28 protein-coding genes are annotated in these 26,767 nt (G+C 46.5%); 22 read left to right on the top strand and 6 right to left on the bottom strand.

The annotated features are described in order from the left end of the window. Positions 1-58: 58 nt before the first annotated feature. From F7Y48_RS06535 to F7Y48_RS06520, 4 genes are read right to left on the bottom strand one after another with little or no spacing between them, the layout of a single operon-like run. Entirely contained in the window at positions 59-262 is a 204-nt protein-coding gene (locus F7Y48_RS06535) for a DUF2897 family protein (RefSeq protein WP_012841517.1), read from the bottom strand. Then, a complete protein-coding gene (locus F7Y48_RS06530) occupies positions 259-957 on the bottom strand; it encodes a M15 family metallopeptidase (protein ID WP_182034642.1) in 699 nt (232 codons plus the stop codon). Before F7Y48_RS06530 ends, F7Y48_RS06535 begins: the two co-directional genes overlap by 4 nt. Before the next feature lie 14 nt (positions 958-971). Continuing rightward, positions 972-2,108, bottom strand: coding sequence for a succinyl-diaminopimelate desuccinylase (dapE, locus tag F7Y48_RS06525; protein ID WP_316682617.1), 1,137 nt, complete (start codon positions 2,106-2,108; stop codon positions 972-974). An 18-nt stretch (positions 2,109-2,126) separates the two neighbouring features. Beyond that, positions 2,127-2,477, bottom strand: a complete 351-nt coding sequence (locus tag F7Y48_RS06520; RefSeq protein WP_316682615.1) for an ArsC family reductase — start codon at positions 2,475-2,477, stop codon at positions 2,127-2,129. 291 nt (positions 2,478-2,768) lie between these two features. Between F7Y48_RS06520 and F7Y48_RS06515 the strand changes: the two genes are divergently transcribed. Continuing rightward, positions 2,769-3,056, top strand: a complete 288-nt coding sequence (locus F7Y48_RS06515; protein ID WP_005380433.1) for a helix-turn-helix domain-containing protein — start codon at positions 2,769-2,771, stop codon at positions 3,054-3,056. Between the two features lie 34 nt (positions 3,057-3,090). On the opposite strand, the gene F7Y48_RS06510 is transcribed toward F7Y48_RS06515, so the two are convergent. Next, the gene (locus F7Y48_RS06510; RefSeq protein ID WP_081441201.1) at positions 3,091-3,423 is read right to left on the bottom strand and encodes a DUF4156 domain-containing protein; all 333 of its coding nucleotides are present in this window, start codon (positions 3,421-3,423) and stop codon (positions 3,091-3,093) included. Between the two features lie 3 nt (positions 3,424-3,426). After that, complete coding sequence (locus F7Y48_RS06505; RefSeq protein WP_139060392.1) at positions 3,427-3,780, bottom strand: DUF2956 domain-containing protein; 354 nt, start codon at positions 3,778-3,780, stop codon at positions 3,427-3,429. Between the two features lie 143 nt (positions 3,781-3,923). Here F7Y48_RS06505 and F7Y48_RS06500 point away from each other — a divergent pair, with 143 nt between their 5' ends. The 21 genes from F7Y48_RS06500 (at position 3,924) to fliM (ending at position 26,752) form a co-directional block, all read left to right on the top strand. Beyond that, positions 3,924-4,409, top strand: coding sequence for a DUF2919 domain-containing protein (locus F7Y48_RS06500; RefSeq protein WP_012841521.1), 486 nt, complete (start codon positions 3,924-3,926; stop codon positions 4,407-4,409). Positions 4,410-4,454: 45 nt separating this feature from the next. Next, positions 4,455-5,357 carry a Dyp-type peroxidase gene (locus F7Y48_RS06495; RefSeq protein ID WP_139060391.1) on the top strand — a complete coding sequence of 301 codons (903 nt, stop codon included), beginning with the start codon at positions 4,455-4,457 and terminating at the stop codon, positions 5,355-5,357. 149 nt (positions 5,358-5,506) lie between these two features. Continuing rightward, on the top strand, positions 5,507-6,640 hold the full coding sequence (locus tag F7Y48_RS06490) for a flagellin (RefSeq protein ID WP_046875529.1): 1,134 nt from the start codon (positions 5,507-5,509) through the stop codon (positions 6,638-6,640). A gap of 263 nt (positions 6,641-6,903) precedes the next feature. Next, positions 6,904-8,037, top strand: coding sequence for a flagellin (locus F7Y48_RS06485; RefSeq protein ID WP_005393103.1), 1,134 nt, complete (start codon positions 6,904-6,906; stop codon positions 8,035-8,037). A gap of 288 nt (positions 8,038-8,325) precedes the next feature. Beyond that, the gene (locus tag F7Y48_RS06480) at positions 8,326-9,456 is read left to right on the top strand and encodes a flagellin (RefSeq protein WP_006741693.1); all 1,131 of its coding nucleotides are present in this window, start codon (positions 8,326-8,328) and stop codon (positions 9,454-9,456) included. Positions 9,457-9,548: 92 nt separating this feature from the next. Beyond that, entirely contained in the window at positions 9,549-9,983 is a 435-nt protein-coding gene (gene flaG, locus F7Y48_RS06475) for a flagellar protein FlaG (protein ID WP_047008849.1), read from the top strand. Positions 9,984-10,004: 21 nt separating this feature from the next. Beyond that, complete coding sequence (fliD, locus tag F7Y48_RS06470) at positions 10,005-11,996, top strand: flagellar filament capping protein FliD (RefSeq protein ID WP_134647223.1); 1,992 nt, start codon at positions 10,005-10,007, stop codon at positions 11,994-11,996. A gap of 3 nt (positions 11,997-11,999) precedes the next feature. Beyond that, positions 12,000-12,305: a flagellar protein FliT gene (locus tag F7Y48_RS06465; RefSeq protein ID WP_012841523.1), complete on the top strand. Its 306-nt coding sequence runs from the start codon at positions 12,000-12,002 to the stop codon at positions 12,303-12,305. Between the two features lie 12 nt (positions 12,306-12,317). Then, the gene (gene fliS / locus F7Y48_RS06460) at positions 12,318-12,728 is read left to right on the top strand and encodes a flagellar export chaperone FliS (protein ID WP_012841524.1); all 411 of its coding nucleotides are present in this window, start codon (positions 12,318-12,320) and stop codon (positions 12,726-12,728) included. A gap of 289 nt (positions 12,729-13,017) precedes the next feature. Further along, entirely contained in the window at positions 13,018-14,484 is a 1,467-nt protein-coding gene (locus tag F7Y48_RS06455; protein ID WP_006741695.1) for a sigma-54 dependent transcriptional regulator, read from the top strand. Positions 14,485-14,680: 196 nt separating this feature from the next. Then, positions 14,681-15,712, top strand: coding sequence for a sensor histidine kinase (locus F7Y48_RS06450; protein ID WP_006741696.1), 1,032 nt, complete (start codon positions 14,681-14,683; stop codon positions 15,710-15,712). Positions 15,713-15,748: 36 nt separating this feature from the next. Continuing rightward, positions 15,749-17,158: a sigma-54-dependent transcriptional regulator gene (locus F7Y48_RS06445; RefSeq protein WP_046875536.1), complete on the top strand. Its 1,410-nt coding sequence runs from the start codon at positions 15,749-15,751 to the stop codon at positions 17,156-17,158. A gap of 122 nt (positions 17,159-17,280) precedes the next feature. Continuing rightward, positions 17,281-17,592 (top strand): flagellar hook-basal body complex protein FliE, encoded by a 312-nt coding sequence (gene fliE, locus F7Y48_RS06440; RefSeq protein WP_012841525.1) that lies wholly within the window; start codon positions 17,281-17,283, stop codon positions 17,590-17,592. A gap of 14 nt (positions 17,593-17,606) precedes the next feature. Continuing rightward, positions 17,607-19,349, top strand: coding sequence for a flagellar basal-body MS-ring/collar protein FliF (gene fliF, locus F7Y48_RS06435; RefSeq protein ID WP_006741698.1), 1,743 nt, complete (start codon positions 17,607-17,609; stop codon positions 19,347-19,349). Then, positions 19,342-20,397: a flagellar motor switch protein FliG gene (gene fliG, locus F7Y48_RS06430; RefSeq protein ID WP_012841526.1), complete on the top strand. Its 1,056-nt coding sequence runs from the start codon at positions 19,342-19,344 to the stop codon at positions 20,395-20,397. Before fliF ends, fliG begins: the two co-directional genes overlap by 8 nt. Before the next feature lie 71 nt (positions 20,398-20,468). Beyond that, positions 20,469-21,269, top strand: a complete 801-nt coding sequence (gene fliH / locus F7Y48_RS06425) for a flagellar assembly protein FliH (protein WP_145532739.1) — start codon at positions 20,469-20,471, stop codon at positions 21,267-21,269. Between the two features lie 3 nt (positions 21,270-21,272). Next, positions 21,273-22,592 carry a flagellar protein export ATPase FliI gene (gene fliI, locus F7Y48_RS06420; protein WP_006741701.1) on the top strand — a complete coding sequence of 440 codons (1,320 nt, stop codon included), beginning with the start codon at positions 21,273-21,275 and terminating at the stop codon, positions 22,590-22,592. 6 nt (positions 22,593-22,598) lie between these two features. Continuing rightward, on the top strand, positions 22,599-23,042 hold the full coding sequence (gene fliJ / locus F7Y48_RS06415; protein WP_182034840.1) for a flagellar export protein FliJ: 444 nt from the start codon (positions 22,599-22,601) through the stop codon (positions 23,040-23,042). Positions 23,043-23,225: 183 nt separating this feature from the next. Further along, entirely contained in the window at positions 23,226-25,109 is a 1,884-nt protein-coding gene (locus F7Y48_RS06410) for a flagellar hook-length control protein FliK (RefSeq protein WP_193446999.1), read from the top strand. 85 nt (positions 25,110-25,194) lie between these two features. After that, positions 25,195-25,698 carry a flagellar basal body-associated protein FliL gene (fliL, locus tag F7Y48_RS06405; protein ID WP_012841529.1) on the top strand — a complete coding sequence of 168 codons (504 nt, stop codon included), beginning with the start codon at positions 25,195-25,197 and terminating at the stop codon, positions 25,696-25,698. Between the two features lie 7 nt (positions 25,699-25,705). Continuing rightward, positions 25,706-26,752, top strand: coding sequence for a flagellar motor switch protein FliM (fliM, locus tag F7Y48_RS06400; protein WP_006741703.1), 1,047 nt, complete (start codon positions 25,706-25,708; stop codon positions 26,750-26,752). The last annotated feature ends 15 nt before the right edge of the window (positions 26,753-26,767 follow it).

Below are 26,767 nucleotides of genomic sequence, written 5' to 3'. Positions count from 1 at the left end.
CTAGTGGTCCCTTTTTTGATGCTTATATTCGGCGTGTCGGGATAAAGTAGGTGTTTAACTAACGAGGCTCGTCTTTGTTGCTCTCCTCGTCAGCGGAGCGCTGTTTATCCAACGTGTTCAGCTTATCTAAATCGTTCTTACGGCTTTTATCCATCTGACCAAACTTCATTTTTGCGGTGTATTTGAGTGCGGCAATGTTACCAATGACCACGCTCAACACTACAATGATAATGACCCAAGGATTGGTGAGTATTTCTATCATAGAGCCTCCGGCGGCGTGATATTGTGAATAAATTTGGCAACGACGTTATCCAAATTATTCAGTATGACGTCAATCCCTGCAATGTTGTCGGTCTGATTTTGCTGAATCAGCTGGTTTCTGAGCACATCAGGCGTCAATTGCGCGAGGCACTGTTGCCCGACAGTGCGGTGGCTAATGTGCCAAGGCTCAATCGAAACGCCACCTAAATCTTGCTGATAAGGGAAGAAGAAGCCGAATCGACCAAGGTTGGCTTTTAACCATTGGTAGAACGCTTGCTGGTGGCCTTCAAGGTACTCCCAAGGTTCCAGCTTGAGTTTGGTGTCAGTAGGCAATAAATTGCGCGCATAGACATCAAAATCACAACCCCAATGATGACGACTTCCTCCAGGCAGTGCCGACCAGCGCAAAATGGCCATCAACTTCTCTTCGTCATTTAACTCTGCTTTGTTTAAAGGGCGGGAGTTGACGTCGAGAATTGGCAACTCACCAGAAAACTTCCCGTTCCAGATCGCTTTTTGGCGGTTGAAGTCACGAAAACCACTGGCGATTTCCATTTTAAAACCTGCTTCTGTTGCCGCTTCAATCATCTTTAGCAGATCGTCAGCTACTTCAGGGTGGAGTAGAAACGCTTTTTGACCCACTAAAGTGGATTGCAGATGAGAATCTGTGGTGCCGGTGAGTTGCTCTGGTGTCATGGTGTTCTCGCTGATTACTTCGCTAACAGGTGTTTCAACGTGTTCTCGTACATGTCAGTCAACTTTTCTAGATCGTCCACTTTCACGCATTCGTTCACTTTATGAATCGTAGCATTAACAGGGCCTAACTCTACGACTTGACCACCCATTCGAGCGATAAAGCGACCATCAGACGTACCGCCAGTTGTAAGTAGTGCTGGCTTCGTATCATTCACTTCGACAACAGCAGCAACAACTGCATCTAGCAGCGCGCCTGTATCGGTCAGGAATGGGTCGCCGTTGAATGTCCATTTTAGGTCGTAGTCCAGCTCATGCTTGTCTAGTGTTTCGGTAACACGCTGAACAATTGCGTCATTGTTAAGCTCAGTACTAAAACGTAGGTTGAACTGAACATGGAACTCGCCAGGAATGACGTTAGACGCACCAGTGCCAGCCGATACGTTCGGGATCTGGAAGCTGGTTGGTGGGAAATAATCATTTCCTTTGTCCCACTCGGTTGTTGCGAGTTCATGAATCGCGAGTAGAGACTCGTGCACAGGGTTATTGGCTAGGTGAGGATATGCCACGTGGCCTTGTGTTCCTTTTACCGTTAAATCGCCCGTGATAGAACCGCGACGTCCATTTTTCACCACATCGCCAACCACTTCGGTGCTGGATGGTTCACCGACGATACACATGTCGATATTTTCGCCACGTGCCATCAACGTTTCTACAACACGAACGGTACCATTGATAAATGGTCCTTCTTCATCCGACGTAATTAGAAAGCCGATTGAGCCTTTGTGGTCTGGGTTTTCAGCGATAAAGCGTTCAACTGCAACAACCATAGCGGCGAGTGATCCTTTCATGTCAGCTGCGCCGCGGCCATGCAAGTAATCATCAATGATAGTTGGTTCAAACGGATGTGTATCCCAGTGCTCCAGTTTGCCAGCAGGTACCACATCGGTGTGGCCAGCAAACGCAAATAGCGGCGCTTCTGAACCACGTCGAGCCCAGAAGTTCGTGGTGTCTTCAAATACCATCACTTCAATTTCAAACCCGAGTGCTTTTAAGCGCTCGATCATCAAATCCTGACAACCTGCGTCTTCCGGCGTTACGGACTGTCTACTGATCAGATCTTTAGCAAGTGCCAATACTGGACTGTCTGTCATCCTTGAGTATTCCTTTATTTAAGAGTTGAAAATGCTAGCGTATTGATCAGCTTTAAAACCGATATGAAGTTGATCATTCACTTTTAAAATTGGGCGTTTAATCATCGCAGGGTTTTCTACCAAAAGAGCGATCGCGTTTTCTTCGTTAAGTGTGTCTTTCTGCTCTTGCGCTAATTGGCGGTAGGTTGTGCCACGTTTGTTGAGCACCTGTTCCCAACCTAAAGCGCGACAAAATTCACTTACCATTTCTGCATCAATGCCTTGCTTGCGGTAGTCATGGAAGTCGTAAGTAATATCCTCAGCTTCTAACCATTTCTTGGCTTTTTTGATCGTATCGCAGTTGGGAATACCAAACATGGTAATCGACATAGTGTTTCCTTTTTCTTTGTTCTATTTTTCACTGGCGCGGTTAAGACGCACTTAAGTGATTTGGGCTGTTAAAGCATCCTATCAAGAAGCAATCAAACTGACAAAATGCGGTGGAAAATATTTTCAGATAGATTGAGATAGCTAATGTCACATAACTTATTTACGATGAATGCGCTATAAATCGAATAAAAATTCGTCTAAATCAAATGGAAAAGTCGAGTTATTGATCAAACGCAACACCTCGCTGAGCAAAAACGAAATAATGAATCAGCACAATTTTAGGAGGTGTCAATGGAATTGAGTCCTGTTTTTGCAAGGCGGCTATATTTGGCCTTGTTGGTGGAAAACCTAGAAAGGCCGAATGTGCCAAAGTTGATCGAAAAAACGGGGTGGCCTCGTCGTACAATTCAAGATGTACTCAAGGCGTTACCTGGGATCGGCATTGAACTCATATTCGTTCAAGATGGCCGACGTCATAATGACGGCTATTATCAACTTTCAGATTGGGGGCCTTTTGATAGCCAATGGGTTCTAGAGCGGGAGAGAGATATCGCTAGCAGTCTTGGATTTCGTGCATAAGCCAGCAATTGCTGGCTTTTTTCATATTCAGGCGTCATCCATTGCAGCGGTAAGCGGAGCCCAGCACGCTAAATGAGGTGATAAAATCTTGCGGGGAGACCATAAAAACGGTGTCCGCATCGATAGCCGCTGCATTGTTTTTTAAATCATTCATCGCGCCTTGCATCATCGCGTCATTAGTCATAAAAATGTAGTTATACCAATGACCCTCGCTTCCGGTGACTTCGCCTTTGTATTCGCATCGATCAGGGTTGAACTGAGCGTCAATGCGAATATGAACATCTTGGCTTTGAGCATGAGTAAGGTGAGAAGGCATCGTGCAACCAGAGAGAAGTACGACAAAAAGTCCAAGTAACAGGCGTCTCATCAGCTATTTCCCCAATACTATGTAAGCAGCAAAGCCAATCCAGCTCAGAGCGAGCAGTATCCAAGGCAGTTTGCTTGATGCATAGTTTGGCGCATCGTTGGTGATGTTGTCTTGTTCGATAGCTTCTTCATGCTGACGTTGCTTTTCACGTTGCTGTTTTTTCTTTGCTTTATCGGCTTGACGATTGCGCTCTTTTTGCTGCTTCTTATATTGAGCGATGCCTTTTTCGATACCTTGAGCGATCAGCTTGGTTTGCTCTTTGGTTTGCCCCGGTTTCTGTGTGGATTTGGCAATTCTCATCGCTTCGGCTTGAGTTTCTTGAGAAGGCGCTGGGGTAGCTGGAGTTCTTTTTTTCATGTTTCTCATCAACGTCATTGTAAATCTTTGTTTAGTTTACCTGTGTAAGATGATGAAATGAACTTTAGTTCTCATCTTTGCTGGCTTGCAACTCTGAAATGATAGGTTAAAGTGGCGTTTTATCACATTAAGAAGAAGATGTTGTGCGCTACTCGTTTGACCAATATGACGCCCATGGATTTTTAAAAGCGCCGATTATTTTATGGTTTGGATGGATGTTTCTTGTACGTTCATGGGTTGTGTTTGCGATGGCAGGCGTAAGTCGTGATAGTGGCAGTAAGCTACTCGCTATTGTTTATCCAGACTCAAGTACGCTGTATTTGGGTTTGGCTATGGGCATTCCAAGCCTGCTTCTCATGTGGTTGATGGGGCTCCGTCACCCCGATAGAGGATGGGTAAACAGAATTACTCGCTATGGTCGAGAGATCACTTTGATCTTGTGCGGTATCCAACTGGCTCAGACCATGTATCATGTGTATCTGGAACATGGTGTATTCAACTGGGCAAACGCCCTTACCATTACCTTGTTAGCTTGGTTTATGATCTATCTTCTAAATGGAAGATGGGTAAAAGACTGTTTTCATGTGCCACAATTGGAGCGCAATGAAGAGCAGCCTTCGAAGAATTAAAAACAATAACTTCCCACACCGGGGCAAAGTATAGAGGAAACCTCAATGTCACAAGCTCAAACGGCGATCGTGCCAGAAGCAGGGCCATTTGCACTGTACACTCAACTTAAAGTGAACCAAAACCGTGAAAACGTATTGGATAAGCTGAAAGCACTACCAAAGTTAGTGGAAGAGTTAAATATTACCCAGCCAGGCGCGGCGCTGACCCTTTCTATCGCATTCACAAAATCGTTTTGGCAACACCTCAATGTAGACGCGCCAGAAGAGCTTATTGATTTTACTCAACTTGGCGAAGGAGACATCGTAGCGCCTGCAACGGATGTTGATGTGCTGATTCACTGTCACTCTACTCGTCACGACTTGCACTTTTATGTTCTGCGTAAGTTTCTAGAAGAGACGGCACAAGATGTCACCATTGTGGACGAAACGTATGGGTACCGTTACCTTGATGCTCGTGATATGACAGACTTTATTGATGGGACAGAAAACCCGAAAGGGGAGGCTCGCGCTGATGTGGCTCTAGTAAAAGAGGGCCCATTTGCTGGAGGTAGTTATGTCATGGCTCAACGCTTTGAACATAACCTTGCCGCTTGGAATCGCTTGAATGTCAAAGCGCAAGAAAAAGTGATTGGTCGTACCAAACCAGACTCTATCGAGCTAGAAGACGTTCCTGCTGCATCACACGTTGGTCGCGTTGATATTAAAGAAGAAGGAAAAGGTCTCAAGATTGTTCGCCATAGCTTGCCATACGGGACGGTAACAGGGCCTCATGGCCTGCTGTTTATTTCTTACTGCAATACACTTCATAACATTAAAGTGATGCTAGAAAGTATGTACGGCGTGACAGATGGTAAAACAGACCAAATGCTTCGTTTCACAAAAGCGGTAACTGGTGCGTACTTCTTCGCGCCTTCACAAGAAATGCTAGCAGAGCTAGCCATCAAGTAAGTTCTCAGACTTTATTTCTTAAGCCCTCCAATTGGAGGGCTTTTATTTTCTTCTTTTCTATTCCACAGACTTTTTCAAAAAAGACTAAACCTTTCGATTATTTGGTCGATAAGTATCCAAAGCCTTAATTTATTTGGAATCTGTGTCTCTTGGCTATCACCGTTAATACCAATGTTGCAGCACTTGTCGCACAGCGTCATTTGACCAGTGCAACTGACATGCTGAACCAATCCATGGAGCGTTTGTCTTCAGGGAAGCGTATTAACAGCGCAAAGGATGACGCTGCGGGTCTGCAAATCTCCAACCGTCTGCAATCGCAAATGCGTGGTTTGGATGTCGCGGTACGTAACGCGAACGACGGCATTTCTATAATGCAAACCGCCGAAGGGGCGATGAATGAAGTGACTAACATCATGCAACGTATGCGTGATTTGTCGCTTCAATCTGCTAACGGTTCAAACAGCAAAGCGGAGCGCACTGCACTGCAAGAAGAAGTGACGGCACTTAACGATGAGCTAAACCGCATTGCCGAAACGACCTCCTTTGGTGGGCGTAAACTGCTCAATGGCAGCTTTGGTAAGTCGGCATTTCAAATCGGTGCCGCGTCAGGTGAAGCTGTGCAAGTTGAATTAAAGTCGATGCGCAGTGATGGCATTGATATGGGCGGCTTTAGTTACATTGCAAACGGACGTGCAAGCTCTGATTGGAAAGTAAAAGACGGTGCGAATGATCTTAGTATGTCATTTACGAATCGTTTTGGTGAGACGGAAACCATTCAAATTAATGCCAAAGCTGGCGATGATATCGAAGAGCTTGCGACTTATATCAATGGTCAAACTGACAAAGTCACGGCATCGGTGAATGAAGAAGGTCAGTTACAGCTATTTATGGCTGGAGAAGAAACTTCAGGCACTTTATCGTTTTCAGGTGACTTAGCGAGTGAACTGGGGTTACAGCTAAAAGGTTACGATGCGGTTGATAACATCGACATTACGTCTGTCGGTGGTGCGCAACAAGCCGTGGCCGTCCTAGATACTGCGATGAAGTACGTTGATAGCCATCGTGCGGAGTTAGGCGCGTATCAAAACCGCTTTAATCACGCGATCAATAATCTCGATAACATCCACGAAAACTTAGCCGCTTCCAACAGTCGTATCCAAGACACTGACTACGCGAAAGAAACCACGCAAATGGTGAAGCAGCAGATCTTGCAGCAGGTCAGTACTTCTATTCTTGCACAAGCAAAACAAGCGCCAAACCTAGCATTAACCTTACTTGGCTAATGATCGACCTCGCTCGAATTTAACGTAAAACCTGCCTGTATCGACAGCTCGAAAAGAAGCTTTAGCGAAAATTTGACGTTTTTTTGCTTTTTTATCTGCTTCATCACGATTCCTTCTCCAAATGAACTTTTTCCAAAAAAATCCAAAAAATTCCCTAAAGAAATCAGTTTGAGCGCCGTTAATAAAAGTAACTTTGAGAGAACTACTTGGTTTTCCGAGACGTCGGAAACCGCTATACCGGAAAATCAATTGGAGAAATCACCATGGCAGTGAATGTAAACACTAACGTATCAGCGATGACCGCTCAGCGTTACCTAAACAACGCAAACTCAGCTCAACAAACTTCTATGGAGCGTTTGTCTTCGGGGTTCAAAATCAACAGCGCAAAAGATGACGCTGCGGGTCTTCAAATTTCGAACCGTTTGAACGTACAAAGCCGTGGTTTGGATGTGGCGGTTCGCAACGCGAACGACGGTATCTCAATTGCACAAACCGCTGAAGGTGCAATGAACGAGACCACTAACATTCTTCAACGTATGCGTGACTTGTCTCTACAATCAGCAAACGGCTCAAACTCGAAATCAGAGCGTGTGGCGATTCAAGAAGAAGTGACCGCGCTAAACGACGAACTAAACCGTATCGCAGAAACCACTTCTTTCGGTGGTAACAAGCTACTAAACGGCACACACGGTGCGAAATCGTTCCAAATCGGTGCAGATAACGGTGAAGCAGTGATGCTTGAGCTAAAAGACATGCGTTCAGACAACAAAATGATGGGCGGTGTGAGCTACCAAGCTGAAAGTGGTAAAGGTAAAGACTGGAACGTTGCTGAAGGTAAGAACGACCTAAAAATCAACCTAACGGACAGCTACGGCCAAGAGCAAGAAATCAACATCAGCGCAAAAGCAGGTGACGATATCGAAGAGCTTGCGACTTACATTAACGGTCAAACTGACCTAGTGAAAGCCTCAGTAGACCAAGACGGTAAACTGCAAATCTTTGCTGGCAACAACAAAGTCGAAGGCGAAGTCGAGTTTTCAGGCGGCCTATCTGGCGAGCTAGGTTTGGGCGAAGGTAAAAAAGTAACGGTAGATACTATCGACGTAACCTCAGTTGGTGGCGCACAAGAATCTGTGGCTATCATCGATGCGGCACTGAAATACGTCGACAGCCACCGCGCAGAGCTGGGTGCATTCCAGAACCGTTTCAACCATGCAATCAGCAACTTGGACAACATCAACGAGAACGTGAACGCGTCGAAGAGCCGTATCAAAGATACTGACTTCGCGAAAGAAACGACTCAAATGACTAAGTCACAAATTCTATCGCAAGCGTCAAGCTCAATCCTTGCGCAAGCGAAACAAGCGCCAAACTCAGCGCTAAGTCTGCTAGGTTAATTTCAAACCTAAGACGAGAACCTCATTGGCTCGTGGTGAGAGATGAGCGAGTAAACCCAGCTTCGGCTGGGTTTTTTTCTGTCTTTTGGAGACTCAGAATTTCTGCGAATCACGACATTAGAGCTTCATCACATTTCAGTAAGCCAAAGAAAATAATCGCAAAAAATTGAAAATTTCTTCTAAAGGATATTCATCGGTCGCCGTTAAAGGGACTGAGAGAAATGAGATGTACCTAAGTGAGGTGAGAGACACGACGGTACATTCACTAAAGCCTTAAGGAGATCAATTATGGCGATTAACGTTAATACTAACGTTTCTGCGATGACTGCACAGCGTTACCTAAACCAGGCAGCTGACGGTCAACAAAAATCAATGGAGCGTTTGTCTTCGGGTTATAAAATCAATAGCGCGAAAGACGATGCTGCAGGTCTACAGATTTCAAACCGCTTGAATGCACAAAGCCGTGGCCTAGACATGGCGGTGAAAAACGCAAACGACGGTATTTCTATTGCACAGGTTGCTGAAGGTGCAATGAATGAATCTACCAACATCCTACAACGTATGCGTGACCTATCGCTTCAATCTGCGAACGGTTCTAACTCAAAAGCAGAACGTGTTGCGATCCAAGAAGAAGTAACAGCGCTAAATGACGAGCTAAACCGTATTGCTGAAACTACCTCTTTCGGTGGTAACAAGTTGCTGAACGGTACATACGGTACGCAATCTTTCCAAATCGGTGCAGACTCAGGTGAAGCAGTGATGCTTTCTATGGGTAGCTTGCGCTCAGACACTTCTGCAATGGGTGGCAAGAGCTACGCAGCAGAAGAGGGTAAAGATGCATCTTGGACTGTTGGTGAGAAAACTGAGTTCAAAATGAGCTACACCAACAAACAAGGTGAAGAGAAAGAGCTATCGATCAGCGCAAAACAAGGCGACGACATTGAGCAGCTAGCAACGTACATCAACGGTCAAAACGATGATGTAAAAGCGTCTGTTGGTGAAGATGGCAAGCTACAAGTATTTGCTTCTTCTCAAAAAGTTCAAGGTGATGTTGAGTTCTCTGGCAACCTAGCGGACGAGATCGGCTTTGGCGGCCCGAAAGACGTAACAGTGAAAGACATCGACGTAACAACAGTAGCAGGCTCTCAAGAAGCTGTGGCTGTTATCGACGGTGCCCTGAAGTCAGTAGACAGCCAACGTGCGTCACTTGGTGCTTTCCAAAACCGCTTCAACCACGCAATCAGCAACTTAGACAACATTAACGAGAACGTTAATGCGTCTAACAGCCGTATTAAAGATACTGATTACGCGAAAGAAACCACTGCGATGACTAAGTCGCAAATTCTTCAGCAAGCAAGTACTTCAATCCTGGCTCAAGCGAAGCAGTCTCCATCTGCAGCGCTAAGCTTGTTGGGCTAAGTGGTTGACCCAGCCTGAGGTAAATACCTTAGTGCTGGGGCACCAAAGCGATAGGTTCTATCGTTAGCCCATAAGGTGGAAGGGAGATTGTAATGGATATATCCTCCTACGCATCGAACATCCAGCCTTACGGCACGCCAAGTGGCACAAAGTTTGCAAATAAAAATGGCAATGATATAGGCACGTCTAGCCCAGCAAATTCAAATGGTGAGGTTTCGCCGCAAAAAGCGAAAGACACCGAATACGACTTCTCTGTTCAAGCTGCGATCGAGATGGCGGAAAGCCGTCAAGAGCTGAACAAAGAAGAACGTGAAAAATTGGTCGCGCAAATGAATGAGTTTGTGACGTCCATAAACAAAGGAGTCGCGTTTCGAGTGGATGAGGAATCCGGGAGAGATGTGGTGACGATTTACGAAGCCAAAACGGGCGACGTGATTCGTCAAATTCCTGATGAAGAGATGCTAGTGGTATTGCGTCGCCTAGCTGAGCACACAGCCAACAGCGGGTTGTTGACTGAAAAAGTGTAAGTCGTTTTTAGAGGTGATTTGATGAGTTTAGGCCCTTTGGGGATGTCTGGCGGCATGGATATCAATTCCATGGTCAGCAAAATTGTGGATGCCGAACGCGTACCAAAGCAGCAACGCATTGACAACGAGCGCACGACAATTAATGCCAGTATCAGTGCCTATGGGCGACTCAGAGAATCACTGGATACGATGAAAAATCTCATGGCGAACTTTCGTCAAGAGAAAGCGTTTGCCGTTCGTACTGTTGAAACGACAGACGACAATATCGTATCTGCTACTGCAACTACAGATGCTATCGCTGGCAAATATGCTATCGATGTGTTGCAGCTTGCCCAGAGCCACAAAGTCGCTTCTGACGTACTGCCAGAAGACGCAAAGTTTGGCCCTGGTAAGCTGCAGATTTCGCTTGGTGATGACACCTTCAACGTGAACGTTCGTTCGAGCTCCAAGCTCGCAGATGTCGTACGCGGCATCAACGGCTCAAAAGACAATCCCGGTGTTCGAGCATCTCTCATTAACGACGTTGAAGGACCACGCCTTATCCTTGCCTCAAATCTCTCTGGTAAGGATCATCAAATCAGAGTCAGTGTGGAGGCCGACAAAGGCAACCCTCTAAAGTATTTCGAATATCAAACACTTGAAGACCGTGTTAACGCGCTTGAAGAAGCTCGTTCAGCGGCGGAAGAAGTGTTAGGTCCTCTTCAATTCCCCGAGCAACCAGTAGAACTGGATGCAAACGGCAATCCTCTACCTCCAGAAGAGCAAAAAGCGGCAGAAAATGGACAAGATGATGGCTCCCAAGAGCCAATCTATGCTGCGGGTGCAGAAGCTGCTAAAGCTGGGCAGGAAGCGATTGATGAAGCCAACCGACGCGCGAGTTTGCGCCCTGAAGACCGAATTCCAGGGTGGACAGAAACTGCGTCAGGCACTTTGCTGGATTCTTATGAAGAACCAGAGCTTGAACTCGACGAGAAAGCAATAGAGAAGGCACCAGATGTACCGGGTTGGAGCAATGCGGCATCAGGCACATTAACCGACTCTTACGTTACGACGAAAGAGGCCAAGCAGCTTCTTGAGCAAGAAAAAGCTGAAATTGAGCAAAAAATTGCGAGTGAAAAACAAGCGCTAGACGCAAAAGTTGAACGTGGTGAATTGACCGAAGAGCAAGCGAAACAAATTCATCGCGCTAAGCTGGATCCTCAAGAGCGTGAACGTTTAGAAAAAATTGATGAAGCAGAAGCGAAAATCGCAAAAGCGCAATCTGCTTTTGAAGAATACCTTGGTATGACAGAGGTACAAGCAGGGCAAGATTCAGAAGTTCTGCTTGATGGAGTAGCAAAGCTTTCTAGTCACAACAATGTGATTGAAGATGCCATAGAAGGTGTTGATTTAACACTTAAAGGCAAATCAGAACCGAACAAGCCACCTGCTGAAATTGGCGTCGAATACGATCGTCAGAGTGTGCGTAACGACATCGAAAACTTTGTGGCTGCGTATAACTCGTTTTATCAAACGTCTCAAGCGTTGGCGAGTGTGGATCCGGTCACTGGTCAAAAAGGACCGTTGTCGGGTGACAGTACCGTACGCAGCGCAGACTCACGATTAAAATCGGTATTTTCCACTCAAATTGATAAAGCGCCTGAAAACCTAAAGTCATTAACTGAATTTGGCATTACTACCACGCGTCAAGGTACCTTAGAAATCAACTATGACATGTTGGATCGTCAGTTGAACAACAACTTCAACGAGCTAGAAAAGTTCTTCGGTGGCAACACAGGTTTTGCTAAACGAGTCGAAGACGCGATTCATGGTATTACAGGCATTACAGGCAGCATTCGTACTCGAGAAAAAAGTCTCACAGAACAAAATTATCGTTTGAGTGATGATCAAGCGGCATTAGATCGCCGCATGGAAAGCCTAGAAAAACGCACTCACGCGAAGTTTACCGCCATGCAAGATGCGACTGGCAAAATGCAAGGTCAGTTAGGTGCCTTAATGAGTGCGTTGGGTTAATAAATGCAAAAAGAACTCATAGATATTAGTGATATAGATCAACTAATTACGCAAGAATTGGAAAAAGTCGACTTTAGTACTGAAGAAATTCTTCGCTTGGTCGATATCAGGGAACGGTTATTGCAAAACCTGTTACCAATTATTCATCAAAATCCTTTGGTTAAGCAGGATGCAGAGTGGCAAGCGTTGCTTACTCGTACCAAAAGAATTGTCGAGCTGATGCAATCGGAAACGTCAAAGGTCGGAAAAGAACTTCATAAGTTTCGTTATGGCCAGCGCTCGCTTCAGCAGTACAAAAAATTTATTTAAAAGAGGATTACTATGCGCGGTTCTTTGCAAGCATACAAAAAGGTATCAGTCGACAGCCAGCTAAGCGCGGCTTCTCCGCACAAAGTCATTCAAATGCTTATGGCTGGTGCGATTGAGCGCCTTATTCAAGGTAAAGCGGCCATGCAAGCAGGCAACATTCCAGCAAAAGGTGAGCGTTTAGGTAAAGCGCTAGACATCATTATTGCGCTACGTAGCTGTCTATCGATGGATGACGGTGGTGATATTGCTTCAAACTTAGATTCACTCTATGAGTTTATGATCACGCAAATTTCAGCTGCTAACCATCAAAATGATCCTCAACTGATCGACGACGTTATCGACATTATCCGTGAGATCAAATCCGCTTGGGACCAAATCCCTACAGAGTTTCATAATCTTACAGCAGCTGAAGTCGGTATTTAATAACCAAAACAACGCGTTAAGATATTAGAGGAATATATTTGTCAATTGCGCAACGAGTTGTGTAGCAAAGTTTCTATCAAGCTCACACCTCTTTATTGCTTGGTTGCCTTATTTTTATATTCAAATAAAATAGAAGCCATTAGTAGCCCTAATGGCTTTTTTTGTTGCTGATTTTCCTATTTTGTCTATCGTAAATTGAGTGTGGTGGTTCTGCCTTCTTTTAGCACCCAATTGCGCAAATCAAGGTTTGGCCGCAACGCACCTAAAATAAAGGCAATCATTCTTACTTATGCAAGGTTTGGCAAAGCTGCTTGTAATTGATGATGACGCATCAAGTCGTTTAAATTTAAGCAATATATTGGAATTTGTTGGAGAAAATTGCGAAGCGGTCAGTTCTGATCAGCTCAGCGATGTTGATTGGTCTAGCGTATGGTCGTGCTGTATTGTTGGTAACATTCCAGCAGGTCAAGCGGCGAATACGGTTATCTCTCATTTAAACAGCGCCTACCACATCCCACTTTTAGTCATGGGCCGATTTCCGTTGCCCGTGGATGATCTTCCAAATTTTGTAGGTGAGCTAGAACTACCTCTTAATTACCCACAGCTTAGTGAGGCGTTACGCCACTGCAAAGATTTTCTGGGTCGAAAAGGGGTCAATGTCGTTGCCAGTGCACGAAAAAACACGCTTTTTCGCAGCTTAGTTGGTCAAAGCAGAGGTATTCAAGAAGTTCGTCACCTGATCGAGCAAGTCTCAGACACTGAGGCAAACGTGTTGATCTTGGGTGAATCTGGTACCGGTAAAGAAGTCGTTGCGCGTAACATTCACTATCATTCGTCGTACAGCAGTGGTGCCTTTGTGCCCATTAACTGTGGTGCCATTCCACCGGAGCTTCTAGAAAGTGAATTGTTTGGCCACGAAAAAGGCGCGTTTACTGGTGCGTTAACGGCACGTAAAGGTCGATTTGAGCTCGCAGACGGTGGCACGATCTTTCTTGATGAGATTGGCGATATGCCGATGTCGATGCAAGTGAAGCTACTTCGCGTATTACAAGAGCGCTGTTTCGAACGTGTGGGTGGCAATAGCACCATCAAGGTCAATGTTCGAGTTGTCGCGGCAACACACCGTAATCTAGAAAGTATGATTGAAGAAGGCACGTTCCGAGAAGACTTGTTCTATCGTTTGAACGTGTTTCCAATCGAGATGCCTGCGCTGAAAGAGCGCAAACAAGATATTCCATTGCTGCTGCAAGAGTTGATGACGCGTCTGGAAGCGGAGGGTGGCCAGCCTATCTGTTTTACCCCTCGTGCGATCAATTCACTGATGGAGCACAACTGGCCGGGTAACGTGCGTGAGTTAGCCAACCTTGTTGAGCGAATGATCATTCTGTACCCAAATAGCTTGGTCGATGTAAACCACTTACCAACCAAATATCGCTACAGTGATATCCCGGAGTTCCAACCAGAAAGTAATCCGTTTATTTCGGTTGAAGAACAAGAGCGTGATGTGTTCCAAGACATCTTCTCAGAAGACTTTAGCTTTGATGATCAAGACGATCTTGACCACAGCATGAACGCTCCGCAAGCGCTGCCGCCTGAAGGTGTAAATCTGAAAGAGCTGTTGGCTGATTTAGAGGTTAATATGATCAGCCAAGCGTTAGAAGCACAAGGTGGGGTCGTGGCACGAGCCGCTGATATGCTGGGTATGCGACGCACAACGTTGGTGGAAAAAATGCGTAAGTACAACTTACAACGCTAGGCAACGTTGAGATTTAAGACGATATCTAAATCATTTGGGCTATTTAGCATCGTTTTTCTGACACCAAAAACCGTTATCTGAGGGTGTCAACTTATTGTCGATGACTTAACGTCATGATAAATATACAAAATAGCTTGGTACGCTAATTGCTTACCAAGCTATTTTAGTTTTAGCGGCGATATTTCGACAGGCAGTAATGGATAACAACACCAACCAATCCCATTTAGATTCCGTAGAAAATCAGGTTGAGCGCTATAAGCAGGTGCTTGATGTGATGCCTGCCGGAGTGATTCTGCTCGACACGTTCGGCATAGTGCGTGAAGCAAACCCAGAGGCGCACCGAATTCTTGAGATTCCACTGGTTAATGAAAAATGGTTCAACATTATTCAGGCGGTGTTTGATCCTCGTGAGGATGATGGTCACGAAGTTTCCCTGCGGAATGGTCGTAAAGTTCGATTAGCCATTTCGGCTTCTACGACAGGTCAATTGATCCTGATTACCGATTTAACCGAAACTCGCTTACTTCAAGCTCGTGTGAGTGATTTACAACGCTTGTCGTCGTTAGGGCGTATGGTAGCGTCGCTTGCTCATCAAGTAAGAACGCCGCTATCGAGCGCCATGCTATATGCATCCAATTTGGGAGCGCCAAACCTTCCACCAGCGACAAGGGATCGCTTTCAAACCAAATTAATGGATCGACTGCACGATTTGGAAAAGCAGGTTAATGATATGCTGCTTTTTGCTAAAGGTGGTGATAATAAAGTCATTAAGCCATTTACGATTGCTCAGTTGGTGGCGGAATATCAGCCGATGGTCGAAACCGCGCTAAAAAATAACGGTATTGATTACTGCCTAGAAGTGGAAGAAGAACAAACTGAGTTGCTAGGCAATGCGAATGCGATTGCATCCGCGTTGAGCAACCTTGTCATGAATGCGATTCAGATGTCTGGTAAAGAGTCGCAAGTCGATATTTTTTTCCGCCCGGTAAATGGCGAGTTGCGCATTTCAGTGCAAGACAGCGGACCGGGTGTACCTGAAGAACTACAAGCCAAAATTATGGAGCCATTTTTTACCACGCGTTCTCAAGGAACCGGGTTAGGGCTGGCTGTTGTTCAAATGGTTTGCCGTGCCCATGACGGTCGATTGGAACTTATTTCAGAGCAGGGTGATGGAGCCTGCTTTACCATGTGCATTCCGCTAGAGCGAGTGCAACCAGAAGCGCAATAAGCAGCTTCTGGTAATAACAATTACTGGAGAATCAGAATGGCGCAAAGCAAAGTGCTGATCGTAGAAGACGATGAAGGTCTTCGTGAAGCCCTAGTGGATACTCTGGCTCTGGCAGGGTATGAGTGGTTAGAAGCTGACTGTGCGGAAGACGCACTACTAAAACTCAAATCGAATACTGTCGATATCGTCGTTTCTGACGTGCAAATGGCAGGTATGGGTGGGTTGGCTCTGCTCAAAAATATCAAGCAGAATTGGCCTAACTTACCAGTACTGTTAATGACGGCGTACGCCAACATTGAAGATGCCGTGTCGGCAATGAAAGACGGCGCGATTGACTACATGGCGAAACCATTTGCACCAGAAGTGTTGCTAAATATGGTCAGTCGATATGCACCGATCAAAAGCGATGACAATGGTGACGCGGTCGTGGCAGATGAAAAAAGTCTGCGTCTACTTGCTTTGGCCGATAAAGTGGCACGTACAGATGCGAATGTTATGGTGCTAGGTCCGAGTGGCTCAGGTAAAGAAGTGATGTCGCGTTATATTCACAACGCATCAAACCGTAAAGATGGTCCATTCGTTGCGATCAACTGTGCGGCGATTCCAGACAACATGCTTGAAGCGACACTATTTGGTTATGAGAAAGGCGCGTTCACTGGCGCTGTTCAAGCGTGTCCGGGTAAGTTTGAACAAGCGCAAGGCGGCACAATCTTGCTGGATGAAATCAGCGAAATGGACTTAAACCTGCAAGCGAAACTATTACGTGTTTTGCAAGAGCGTGAAGTTGAGCGCCTTGGCAGTCGTAAGAGTATCAAGCTGGATGTACGCGTGCTCGCGACCAGTAACCGTGATCTCAAGCAGTACGTCTCAGAAGGCAACTTCCGTGAAGATTTATACTACCGCCTGAATGTGTTCCCAATTGCGTGGCCAGCACTGAACGAACGCAAAGGCGATATTGCGCCACTTGCCAAGCATCTTGCTGAGCGTCATTGCAGCAAGATGGGGATGCCAGTGCCTCAATTTTCAGCCGTTGCGGTAGAAAAACTGCTGCAATACCCTTGGCCAGGTAACGTTCGTGAGCTGGATAACGTGGTGCAACGAGCTCTTATCTTAAGTGAGAATGGTGATATCGACGCAGAGCACATTTTGCTAGAAGGGGTGGATTGGCAAGATGCCAACAGCTTGCAGCATGTGGTGCAAAATGCAGAGATGGTGGTACCTAATGTTAAGCCAGTCGCTCAACCTGAGAGTGTGAACCGTCCGGTATCTGGCGGGGAGGGCTTGGGCAGCGAGCTGCGTGACCAAGAATACGCCATTATTTTGGAAACCTTGGTGGAGTGTAACGGCCGACGCAAAGAAATGGCGGAGAAACTGGGCATAAGCCCACGAACCTTGCGCTACAAACTTGCCAAAATGCGTGATGCTGGTATAGATATCCCAAATTAGCATGTGCAATCGCCATAAGATAAAAAGTGTAAGCAAACCGCTAACTAATGTCTTATGGCACGTTAATTGCTGTGTTAATAATCAGTTTTGTTAATAGTCAATCTTTTGGCTTAGAGGTGCTAATGAAAGTTGATGGTATTCAGGCAGAAATGCGCGCCATGATGGTAGAAGCAACCAATACTGCTCCTACTGCAAGTGGGGCGAAAGTTGGAGCAGATTTTAATGATCTCCTAACTAAAGCCATCAATAACGTGAACACACTTCAAAAAGCATCCGGTGATTTACAAACCCGTTTTGATCGTGGTGATGCCGATGTTTCCCTTTCTGACGTTATGATTGCTCGTAACAAGTCTAGTGTCGCTTTTGATGCGACGGTTCAAATTCGCAATAAACTCGTTGAGGCGTATAAAGACCTCATGAACATGCCAGTGTAATTTAGGTAATAAGTGTGGCAGACAAGTCTACAGATTTAACCGTCACTGAAGGCGGCTCAGATGGTGCACTGGTAGCAAGTTCCGACGTAGATGTGGAGAGTCAAAATCCAGATCTAGAGGAGCGCAGTGCGTCAAAATTTGATATGGCAGTGGGTGACCTTGATTTACTTCGTCAAGTTGTACTTGTGCTGTCAATCTCCATCTGTGTTGCATTGATCGTGATGCTGTTCTTTTGGGTCAAAGAGCCGGAGATGCGCCCGCTTGGAGCGTATGAGACCGAAGAGTTGATCCCCGTTTTGGATTATCTGGACCAGCAAAAAATCAATTACAAGCTTGATGGTAATACCATTTCTGTTGAATCGAGCGAATACAACTCGATCAAACTTGGCATGGTTCGCTCGGGCGTAAACCAAGCCACAGAGGCGGGCGATGATATTTTGCTGCAAGATATGGGCTTTGGCGTATCACAACGTTTAGAGCAAGAGCGCCTTAAACTCAGTCGAGAACGTCAGTTGGCTCAAGCGATTGAGGAAATGAAGCAAGTTCGTAAAGCGCGAGTCTTATTGGCGCTACCAAAGCACAGTGTTTTTGTGCGTCATAACCAAGAAGCATCAGCGTCCGTATTTTTGACACTGTCGACTGGTACGAACCTCAAACAGCAAGAAGTTGATTCTATTGTCGACATGGTGGCGAGTGCCGTTCCGGGAATGAAAACTTCCCGCATTACCGTCACAGATCAGCATGGTCGTTTGCTCAGTTCAGGCTCTCAAGACCCTGCTTCTGCTGCGCGACGCAAAGAGCAAGAATTAGAGCGTAGCCAGGAACAAGCGCTGCGTGAAAAAATTGATTCAGTGCTATTACCTATTTTAGGTTATGGCAACTACACGGCGCAGGTCGATATCCAAATGGATTTCAGCGCGGTTGAACAAACTCGCAAACGCTTTGATCCCAATACCCCTGCAACCCGCAGTGAGTACGCATTAGAAGATTACAATAACGGCAATATGGTAGCGGGTATTCCGGGGGCGTTAAGTAATCAGCCTCCAGCGGATGCCTCTATTCCGCAAGATGTGGCTCAGATGAAAGACGGTTCTGTCATGGGACAGGGTTCGGTGCGTAAAGAATCCACGCGTAACTTTGAGCTTGATACCACCATCAGCCATGAGCGTAAGCAGACGGGGACGGTTGCTCGTCAGACAGTTTCTGTTGCGATTAAGGACCGTCGTCAGGTCAACCCAGATACGGGAGAAGTGACCTATACCCCTATGTCCGAATCGGAAATTAATGCTATTCGCCAAGTCTTAATTGGTACGGTCGGTTTTGACCAAGGCCGTGGTGATTTGTTGAATGTACTGAGTGTGAAGTTTGCAGAGCCTGAGGCTGAACAGCTGGAAGAACCACCAATTTGGGAGCACCCTAACTTCAGTGACTGGGTTCGTTGGTTCGCAAGTGCATTGGTGATCATCGTTGTCGTATTGGTATTGGTTCGCCCAGCAATGAAGAAATTGCTTAACCCTACCAGTGATGACGAAGACGAAATGTACGGACCAGACGGCTTGCCGATTGGTGCGGATGGTGAAACTAGCCTGATTGGCAGCGACATTGAAAGCAGCGAACTGTTTGAGTTTGGCTCAAGTATTGATTTGCCAAACCTTCATAAAGATGAAGATGTATTGAAAGCGGTTCGCGCTCTGGTCGCGAATGAACCTGAACTGGCTGCTCAAGTAGTGAAAAACTGGATGAATGACAATGGCTAACGATATCGTACCTCAAGATGACAACGCCGCGGGAATGCCAGTTGAGCTGGATGTCTCAACCATTACTGGCGAAGAAAAAGCAGCAATTTTGCTACTGAGCCTCAATGAACAAGATGCCGCTGGCATTATTCGTCACCTAGAGCCAAAACAGGTCCAGCGTGTGGGTAGTGCGATGGCTAAGGCGAAAGATCTCAGCCAAGACAAGGTGTCAGCCGTTCACCGTGCGTTTTTGGAGGACATCCAGAAATACACCAACATCGGCATGGGCAGCGAAGACTTCATGCGTAATGCGCTGGTGGCAGCTCTTGGTGAAGACAAAGCCAACAACTTGGTTGACCAGATCCTGCTTGGTACGGGTTCAAAAGGCTTGGATTCGCTGAAATGGATGGACCCACGACAAGTGGCGAGCATCATTGTCAACGAACACCCGCAGATCCAAACCATCGTCTTGTCTTATTTAGAAGCAGACCAATCCGCGGAGATTTTGTCTCAGTTCCCTGAGCGCGTGCGTTTGGATCTGATGATGCGTATTGCCAACCTTGAAGAAGTTCAGCCATCGGCACTGGCAGAGCTGAACGAAATCATGGAGAAACAGTTCGCGGGTCAAGCTGGCGCTCAAGCCGCCAAGATTGGCGGCCTGAAAGCGGCAGCGGAGATCATGAACTATCTAGACAACAACGTCGAAGGTTTATTGATGGAACAGATTCGCGATCAAGACGAAGACATGGCGACGCAAATTCAAGACTTGATGTTTGTCTTCGAAAACTTAGTCGAAGTGGACGATCAAGGTATTCAGAAATTGCTGCGTGATGTACCACAAGACGTGTTGCAAAAAGCACTTAAAGGTGCCGACGATTCTCTGCGTGAGAAGGTATTTAAGAACATGTCGAAACGAGCGGCTGAGATGATGCGTGATGACATCGAAGCGATGCCGCCAGTTCGCGTGGCGGATGTCGAAGCGGCACAGAAAGAAATCCTAGCGATCGCTCGTCGCATGGCCGATGCAGGCGAACTCATGTTGTCTGGCGGTGCGGACGAATTCTTATAATCTCTATTGCTCCGCGATTATCCTATTGCGGAGCGCCCTCACTTCTTAATCGAATACATAATAGGTAACCCATGGCTGGCGAAAGAAAACGTGGATTTATCCGTCCTGATGAAGATGATTCGATGATCGAACCACAACGTTGGGGGTTGCCTGATTACGGCGAGCCCAAAGCCAAGCAAGCAAAACAAACCGCATTTAACTATGATCCTGGTTGGGTACCGAATCTTGAAGAACCAGAAGAAGAGCAAGCACTTGAGCTAACCGAAGAGCAGATAGAGCTGATCAAGCAAGGCGCTTATCAGGAAGGTTTGTATCAAGGTCAAGAAGCCGGCTTTAAGCAAGGTTACGACAAAGGCAAAGAAGAAGGCCTGCAAGCGGGCCATGCTGAAGGGCTGGAGCTTGGAAAAGCCGAAGGCGTGACCGCAGGTCAAGAATATATTCAGCAGCAAGTTGAAACCTTTATGAACTTAGCGAACCAGTTTGCTCAGCCGTTAGAGCTAATGAATGCTCAGGTTGAAAAGCAGCTGGTGGACATGGTGCTTTGTTTAGTTAAAGAAGTCGTGCATGTCGAAGTACAAACCAACCCTCAAATTATTTTAGACACGGTTAAGCAGTCGGTTGAAGCGCTGCCAATATCAGGTCACCCTATTACCTTGCACCTGAATACAGAAGACGTTGCGATTATTCGTTCAGCCTACGGCGAAGAAGACCTTGATTGCCGCAACTGGACGTTGGTTGCTGAGCCATCACTCAATCGAGGCGACGTCCAAATTGAAGCGGGTGAGTCAAGCATTAACTACCGTATGGAAGAGCGCGTCAAAAGCGTGTTGCACAGTTTTTGTGGTGCAAACCGTCATCAAGAGGGTGAATAATCCATGCAAGCATTGGCTGACCGTTTAAGAAACTACAAAGTTGAAGGCTTAACGACGCGCCCAGTTGCCTCTGGCAAACTGGTTCGAGTGGTTGGGTTAACGTTGGAAGCGACAGGCTGTCGCGCGCCAATTGGCAGTTTATGCTTAGTGGAAACCATGTCCGGTCAGATGGAAGCCGAGGTCGTCGGTTTTTCAGGTGATAACCTATTTTTGATGCCAAGCGAGCAAATTACGGGCATTTTGCCTGGCGCTAGAGTGACGCCATTAACCAGTGACGCTGGCTTGCCTGTTGGCATGGAGTTGCTTGGTCGAGTGATTGACGGGGTTGGTAATCCGCTTGATGGACTTGGCCCGTTGTATACCGATCATCGCGCCTCTTTTAATGCTGAGCCAATCAACCCGCTGGCTCGAAAGCCAATTTCAGAGCCACTTGATGTGGGCTTGAAAGCGATTAACGGATTATTGACGGTAGGTAAAGGTCAGCGTATCGGTCTGTTTGCCGGCTCTGGTGTGGGTAAATCGGTCACGCTTGGCATGATGACGCGAGGTACAACCGCACAAGTTGTTGTGGTTGGTCTGATAGGTGAGCGTGGACGCGAAGTTAAAGAGTTTATCGAAGAGATTTTAGGTGAGGATGGACGACGTCGCTCTGTTGTGGTGGCTGCGCCTGCCGATGCTTCACCATTGATGCGTTTGAAAGGCTGTCAAACCGCCTTAACCATTGCCGAGTACTTTCGCGATCAAGGTTTGGACGTTCTGTTATTGATGGATTCCTTGACGCGTTTTGCGCAAGCACAGCGTGAAATCGCCCTTTCTGTTGGTGAGCCGCCAGCGACAAAAGGCTATCCGCCATCTGTGTTCGCCAAGCTACCTGCTTTGGTTGAGCGTGCGGGTAACGGAAGCGCCGAACAAGGCTCAATTACGGCGTTCTTTACCGTGTTGACCGAGGGCGATGATTTACAAGACCCGATTGCGGATGCATCGCGGGCAATTCTTGATGGTCACATTGTGCTGTCCCGTGAAATGGCGGATGCAGGCCATTATCCTGCGATTGACGTCGAAAAGTCGGTTAGCCGTGTTATGCCGCAAATCACCACTGAAGAACATGTTCTGATGTCGAAAGCGGTACGTCAGGTCTTGTCGATTTGCCGCAAGAACCAAGATTTGGTCTCGATTGGGGCGTACAAGCCGGGCACCGATCCTGCTATCGATGGCGCGTTTACATTGAAGCCAAAGTTAGACGAATACTTACAGCAGAGCATGAAAGAATCGGTGCCATACGATATGTGCGTCAACATGCTTAGAAACATTTTAGGCGGGTGATAGCGCATGAACAATGCGATGGAGTTCCTACTTGAGCAGACTAAAGAGCGTGAAGATCAAGCCGTACTTGCGCTGAACAAAGCGCGCTCTGAACTTGAAGATTATTACCGTCAGGTTGAGCAAATCGAAAAGTATCGCCTTGATTATTGCCAACAGCTTATCGACCGTGGCCAGGTTGGCTTAACGGCAAGCGAATATGGGCATTTAAATCGCTTTCTCACTCAGCTAGACGAAACGTTATCTAAGCAGAAACAAGCAGAAAGTCATTTCAAAGAACAGGTAGAAAACTGTCAAGAGTACTGGTTAACAGTACGCAAAGAACGCAAATCCTATGAGTGGATGATCGAAAAGCGTGAGAAAGAGAAACAGCTTGCTGAAGCCAAACGGGAACAAAAGCAAATGGACGAGTTTTCAACGTTGCTTTACAGCCGTCGAGCGAAGCCTTTTTAATGTTTAAAAGTTGATGTTGCTTCCACTTATGACGCTCGTTTTGTCACTGCAGCAATGAGCTTGTTATTGGCGTAATTTTTGCAGATATCTTTGTAGATGATCACCCCAATAACCTAAATTTGCCACCGTGTGCAATTTAGCAGCGGCCTAGCGCTCGAAGCTGCTGATAATGAGAATTTCTATATGAATGTGAATTTGTCCAATGTTTCTGCGACGAGCAAGACGTCAGTGTCTGACTCTGCCGCACAAGCACCTACAGAAAACGCGGAGAACAAGGGATTTTTAGAAACCTTGACGGATGCGTTTTCAGGTTCACAAAAGTCAGAAAAAGTAGCAACGAAATCACTAAATGGTGAAGAACAAAACAGTGCCGAGATTAACAAGCTTTCGTCTGGCGAAGCTGATAGCCAAGAAGCGGTCACAGATGTGGCTCAAGCGAGCAGTAACGATACCGAAGAGTTGCTGGCGCAAGAAAGCCAAGACACTGCTATTCAAGAGCAAAGCCGCTCTGGCGACATGCTGACAGAGCATGCGAACACCATTCAAAGTGATGAAGCAAGCCTACTGGAAGCCAAACAAGGCGCGCACTCGCAAAATGATGCTGATGTCACTGAGAAAGTCGGTTCACTCTCGAACGCCCCTTCAGCTGCTAATGGCGCAAAAAGCGCGATGGGTGAAGGACAACAGCTGCTTGGTCGTATTGAACAAGCGAATCAAACCTTGAAAGCGAATAATGCATCCATCGATAGTGGCAAAGTTTTGCCTCAACGAGCGGGTTTAGAACACTCGTTCAACGGGCAAACAACAGACATTGATGAACTTGCTTTGAATGACATGCCATTAGCTCAATCGCTTGAACAAGTGCAGGCAATGGCTGGGCAAGGCTTAGAGCCAATTTTAGATAAGAATGGTCAACCTATAGATGTCGATAAGCTCTCGTCTGAGTTTGCTACTTGGCAAGGTATGGCTAAACAAGTCAGTCACCCAACCGAGAAGGGCATGGTCAGTGGTGACGTTGCCAATGAACTATCGCCACTGGAGGTGGGTTTGGATGGCTCTAAAATTGATGCGCTTCAGCGTGTTTCCTTGGATGAACTCGAACTCATAGATACCAAACTGGCGCAGGGAAAACCACTGACTCAGCAAGAAACAGAGATCATAGAAGGGTTGAAAAAAGGGACGGTCATTGCCGATATTCCTGAGCAAGATCTTGCCCAGTTTGTTGCGCTTCCTACTGACGTTAAACAGGTTCTCGCCGAGCAGCAAGTACAACATCATTTGGCTCGCCAGGCTACACCTATGGGGATGTCTCAGCAAGCCCTTAGTTTTGCGCCTCAATCAGCTCAGCCACAAGCTGTTCAGAGTACAGATAAAGTCGCATTATCTCCGATGCCAGATGCGTTGGCCGCCGCTCATTTGCCGACGGCGCTTCAAGGCGTAAAGGACGGAGAGGTTAACCAGAAAGTTGTGAATGCCGCATTGACTGCTGGTGCACTTAAAGCGACAGCGGATAAGCAAGATAAACCAGAACTTCAACATGGTTTAGCAGGGCAGCTTCAGGCGATGGCGGGTCAACAAGGAACAAACGTGCAGCAACAAGCGCGTATTGATGCTGCGCAGCAAGCTCAGCTTCCGTTGCAACTGACCAAAGAGTTGGCCAATGAGCAAGTGGCGGAAAAAGTGCAAATGATGATGTCGAAGAACCTAAAAAACCTCGATATTCGTCTTGATCCACCCGAATTAGGTCGTATGCAAATTCGTATGACGATGAACAACGATGTAGCTAATGTGCATTTTACGGTGAACAACCCGCAAGCGCGTGACATCATTGAACAGACGCTTCCTCGCTTGAGAGAGATGTTGGCGCAGCAGGGCATGCAATTGGCTGATTCTTCTGTTCAGCAACAAAACAGTGGGCAGCAGCAAGGTAGGTATACTGCTGAGCAACATGGTCAAAGCGCTCAAGGCAGCGGTTTTTCTGGACAACCAGAAGAGAGCTTTGATGCTGACGTCAATCTGGATTTGAATGTGGCTTCAAAGCGTGATGGAATTAGCTTTTACGCATAACAGGCCGTTTAAAGGCAATAATACAAGGTTACCAAACGACTTTCTCAAGCATCTCGGTAACCTAAAAGAATAATAAGAGACAACAATGGCAGAAGAACAGCTACAAGGGGCCGATGCGCCGAAAGGAAAAGGTAAGTTACTTATCATCATAATCGCTGTTGTGGTATTGCTACTTGGCGGTGGTGCAGCAGCATTCTTTCTCATGGGCTCTGATGAACCAGCTCAGGCTGAAGCGTCTCAACAGGTTCAAGCGAAGGCATCAGATGCCTCGCCCATTGCCTACGTGAATCTTCCTCAGGCATTTGTATTTAACGTTACTGGGGACCGTCGCGACAGACTGGTACAAATTAAAGCGCAGTTAATGGTTCGCGGCGCAGAGAATGAAGAGTTGGCGCGGTACCATTCGCCACTAATTGAGAGCTCTTTGTTATCAACGTTTGCTTCGGCGACGGTTGATCAGTTGCGTTCTCCAACGGGACGAGTGGAATTGCGCGATCGTGCTTCCGAAGATATCAAAGCAGCGCTAAACGCTGCGGTCGGTAAGCCAGTGATTGAAAAAGTACTGTTTACAGATTTTGTTATTCAATAGGTAAAACGTGACCGATCTATTAAGCCAAGACGAAATTGATGCGCTATTGCACGGGGTTGACGATGTTGATGACGTCGATGAACCGATAGAAAACGACAACGAAGGTGCCGTCAATTTTGATTTCTCGTCGCAAGACAGGATTGTACGTGGTCGAATGCCGACGCTCGAACTTATCAACGAGCGCTTTGCACGACACATGCGTATTAGTCTGTTTAATATGCTGCGTAAAACGGCAGAAGTGTCGATCAATGGCGTGCAGATGATGAAGTTTGGCGAATACCAAAACACATTGTACGTGCCAACCAGTTTGAACATGGTGCGTTTTCGTCCGTTAAAAGGTACAGCGTTGATCACCATGGAGGCTCGCTTAGTCTTTATTCTGGTAGAAAACTTCTTTGGTGGGGATGGTCGATTCCATGCCAAAATCGAAGGGCGCGAATTTACCCCAACGGAACGCCGCATCATTCAGCTGCTGCTGAAGATTGTATTTGAAGACTACAAAGAAGCGTGGTCGCCAGTGATGGGGGTGGAGTTCGAATATCTCGACTCTGAAGTAAACCCAAGTATGGCTAACATTGTCAGCCCGACAGAAGTGATTGTCGTGAGTTCATTCCATATAGAAGTTGACGGCGGTGGCGGCGATTTTCATGTCGTTATGCCTTACTCCATGGTTGAACCTATCCGTGAACTGTTGGATGCAGGTGTTCAGTCCGACAAGATGGAGACTGACGTCCGTTGGAGCTCAGCATTGCGTGAAGAGATTATGGATTGTCCGGTTAACTTCCGCGTTAACTTGCTTGAAAAAGACATCTCTTTGCGTGACCTCATGGAATTGCAACCGGGTGACATCATCCCGATTGAAATGCCAGAACATGCGACAATGTTTGTGGAAGACCTGCCGACCTATCGCGTAAAAATGGGCCGTTCGGAAGACAAATTAGCGGTGCAAATTTCTGAGGAAATTGAGCGCCCACATGTAGTCAAAACAGATTTAGCTTTCTTGGGCAAGGACATCATGTCTGAGCTTGAGAATGAAGACGATATAGACGATTAAGATACCTTATTGAAC

This window comes from Vibrio sp. 2-1-2a (assembly GCF_032648565.1).
Taxonomy (GTDB): domain Bacteria; phylum Pseudomonadota; class Gammaproteobacteria; order Enterobacterales; family Vibrionaceae; genus Vibrio; species Vibrio diabolicus.
Note: the sequence above shows the minus strand (reverse complement) of the source record. Positions and strands in the feature narration are given on the sequence as shown.

Bases quoted from the DNA above. Each gene is read 5' to 3' on its own strand.
- F7Y48_RS06505 (WP_139060392.1), bottom strand. From the start codon at position 3,780: ATGAAAAAAAGAACTCCAGCTACCCCAGCGCCTTCTCAAGAAACTCAA.
- F7Y48_RS06410 (WP_193446999.1), top strand. From the start codon at position 23,226: ATGAATGTGAATTTGTCCAATGTTTCTGCGACGAGCAAGACGTCAGTG.
- F7Y48_RS06530 (WP_182034642.1), bottom strand. From the start codon at position 957: ATGACACCAGAGCAACTCACCGGCACCACAGATTCTCATCTGCAATCC.
- flaG (WP_047008849.1), top strand. From the start codon at position 9,549: ATGGATATATCCTCCTACGCATCGAACATCCAGCCTTACGGCACGCCA.
- F7Y48_RS06515 (WP_005380433.1), top strand. From the start codon at position 2,769: ATGGAATTGAGTCCTGTTTTTGCAAGGCGGCTATATTTGGCCTTGTTG.
- F7Y48_RS06510 (WP_081441201.1), bottom strand. From the start codon at position 3,423: ATGAGACGCCTGTTACTTGGACTTTTTGTCGTACTTCTCTCTGGTTGC.
- dapE (WP_316682617.1), bottom strand. From the start codon at position 2,108: ATGACAGACAGTCCAGTATTGGCACTTGCTAAAGATCTGATCAGTAGA.
- F7Y48_RS06520 (WP_316682615.1), bottom strand. From the start codon at position 2,477: ATGTCGATTACCATGTTTGGTATTCCCAACTGCGATACGATCAAAAAA.
- F7Y48_RS06465 (WP_012841523.1), top strand. From the start codon at position 12,000: ATGCAAAAAGAACTCATAGATATTAGTGATATAGATCAACTAATTACG.
- F7Y48_RS06480 (WP_006741693.1), top strand. From the start codon at position 8,326: ATGGCGATTAACGTTAATACTAACGTTTCTGCGATGACTGCACAGCGT.
- fliG (WP_012841526.1), top strand. From the start codon at position 19,342: ATGGCTAACGATATCGTACCTCAAGATGACAACGCCGCGGGAATGCCA.
- fliE (WP_012841525.1), top strand. From the start codon at position 17,281: ATGAAAGTTGATGGTATTCAGGCAGAAATGCGCGCCATGATGGTAGAA.
- fliJ (WP_182034840.1), top strand. From the start codon at position 22,599: ATGAACAATGCGATGGAGTTCCTACTTGAGCAGACTAAAGAGCGTGAA.
- F7Y48_RS06485 (WP_005393103.1), top strand. From the start codon at position 6,904: ATGGCAGTGAATGTAAACACTAACGTATCAGCGATGACCGCTCAGCGT.
- fliI (WP_006741701.1), top strand. From the start codon at position 21,273: ATGCAAGCATTGGCTGACCGTTTAAGAAACTACAAAGTTGAAGGCTTA.
- F7Y48_RS06445 (WP_046875536.1), top strand. From the start codon at position 15,749: ATGGCGCAAAGCAAAGTGCTGATCGTAGAAGACGATGAAGGTCTTCGT.
- fliS (WP_012841524.1), top strand. From the start codon at position 12,318: ATGCGCGGTTCTTTGCAAGCATACAAAAAGGTATCAGTCGACAGCCAG.
- F7Y48_RS06495 (WP_139060391.1), top strand. From the start codon at position 4,455: ATGTCACAAGCTCAAACGGCGATCGTGCCAGAAGCAGGGCCATTTGCA.
- fliH (WP_145532739.1), top strand. From the start codon at position 20,469: ATGGCTGGCGAAAGAAAACGTGGATTTATCCGTCCTGATGAAGATGAT.
- fliL (WP_012841529.1), top strand. From the start codon at position 25,195: ATGGCAGAAGAACAGCTACAAGGGGCCGATGCGCCGAAAGGAAAAGGT.
- fliD (WP_134647223.1), top strand. From the start codon at position 10,005: ATGAGTTTAGGCCCTTTGGGGATGTCTGGCGGCATGGATATCAATTCC.
- F7Y48_RS06535 (WP_012841517.1), bottom strand. From the start codon at position 262: ATGATAGAAATACTCACCAATCCTTGGGTCATTATCATTGTAGTGTTG.
- F7Y48_RS06450 (WP_006741696.1), top strand. From the start codon at position 14,681: ATGGATAACAACACCAACCAATCCCATTTAGATTCCGTAGAAAATCAG.
- F7Y48_RS06455 (WP_006741695.1), top strand. From the start codon at position 13,018: ATGCAAGGTTTGGCAAAGCTGCTTGTAATTGATGATGACGCATCAAGT.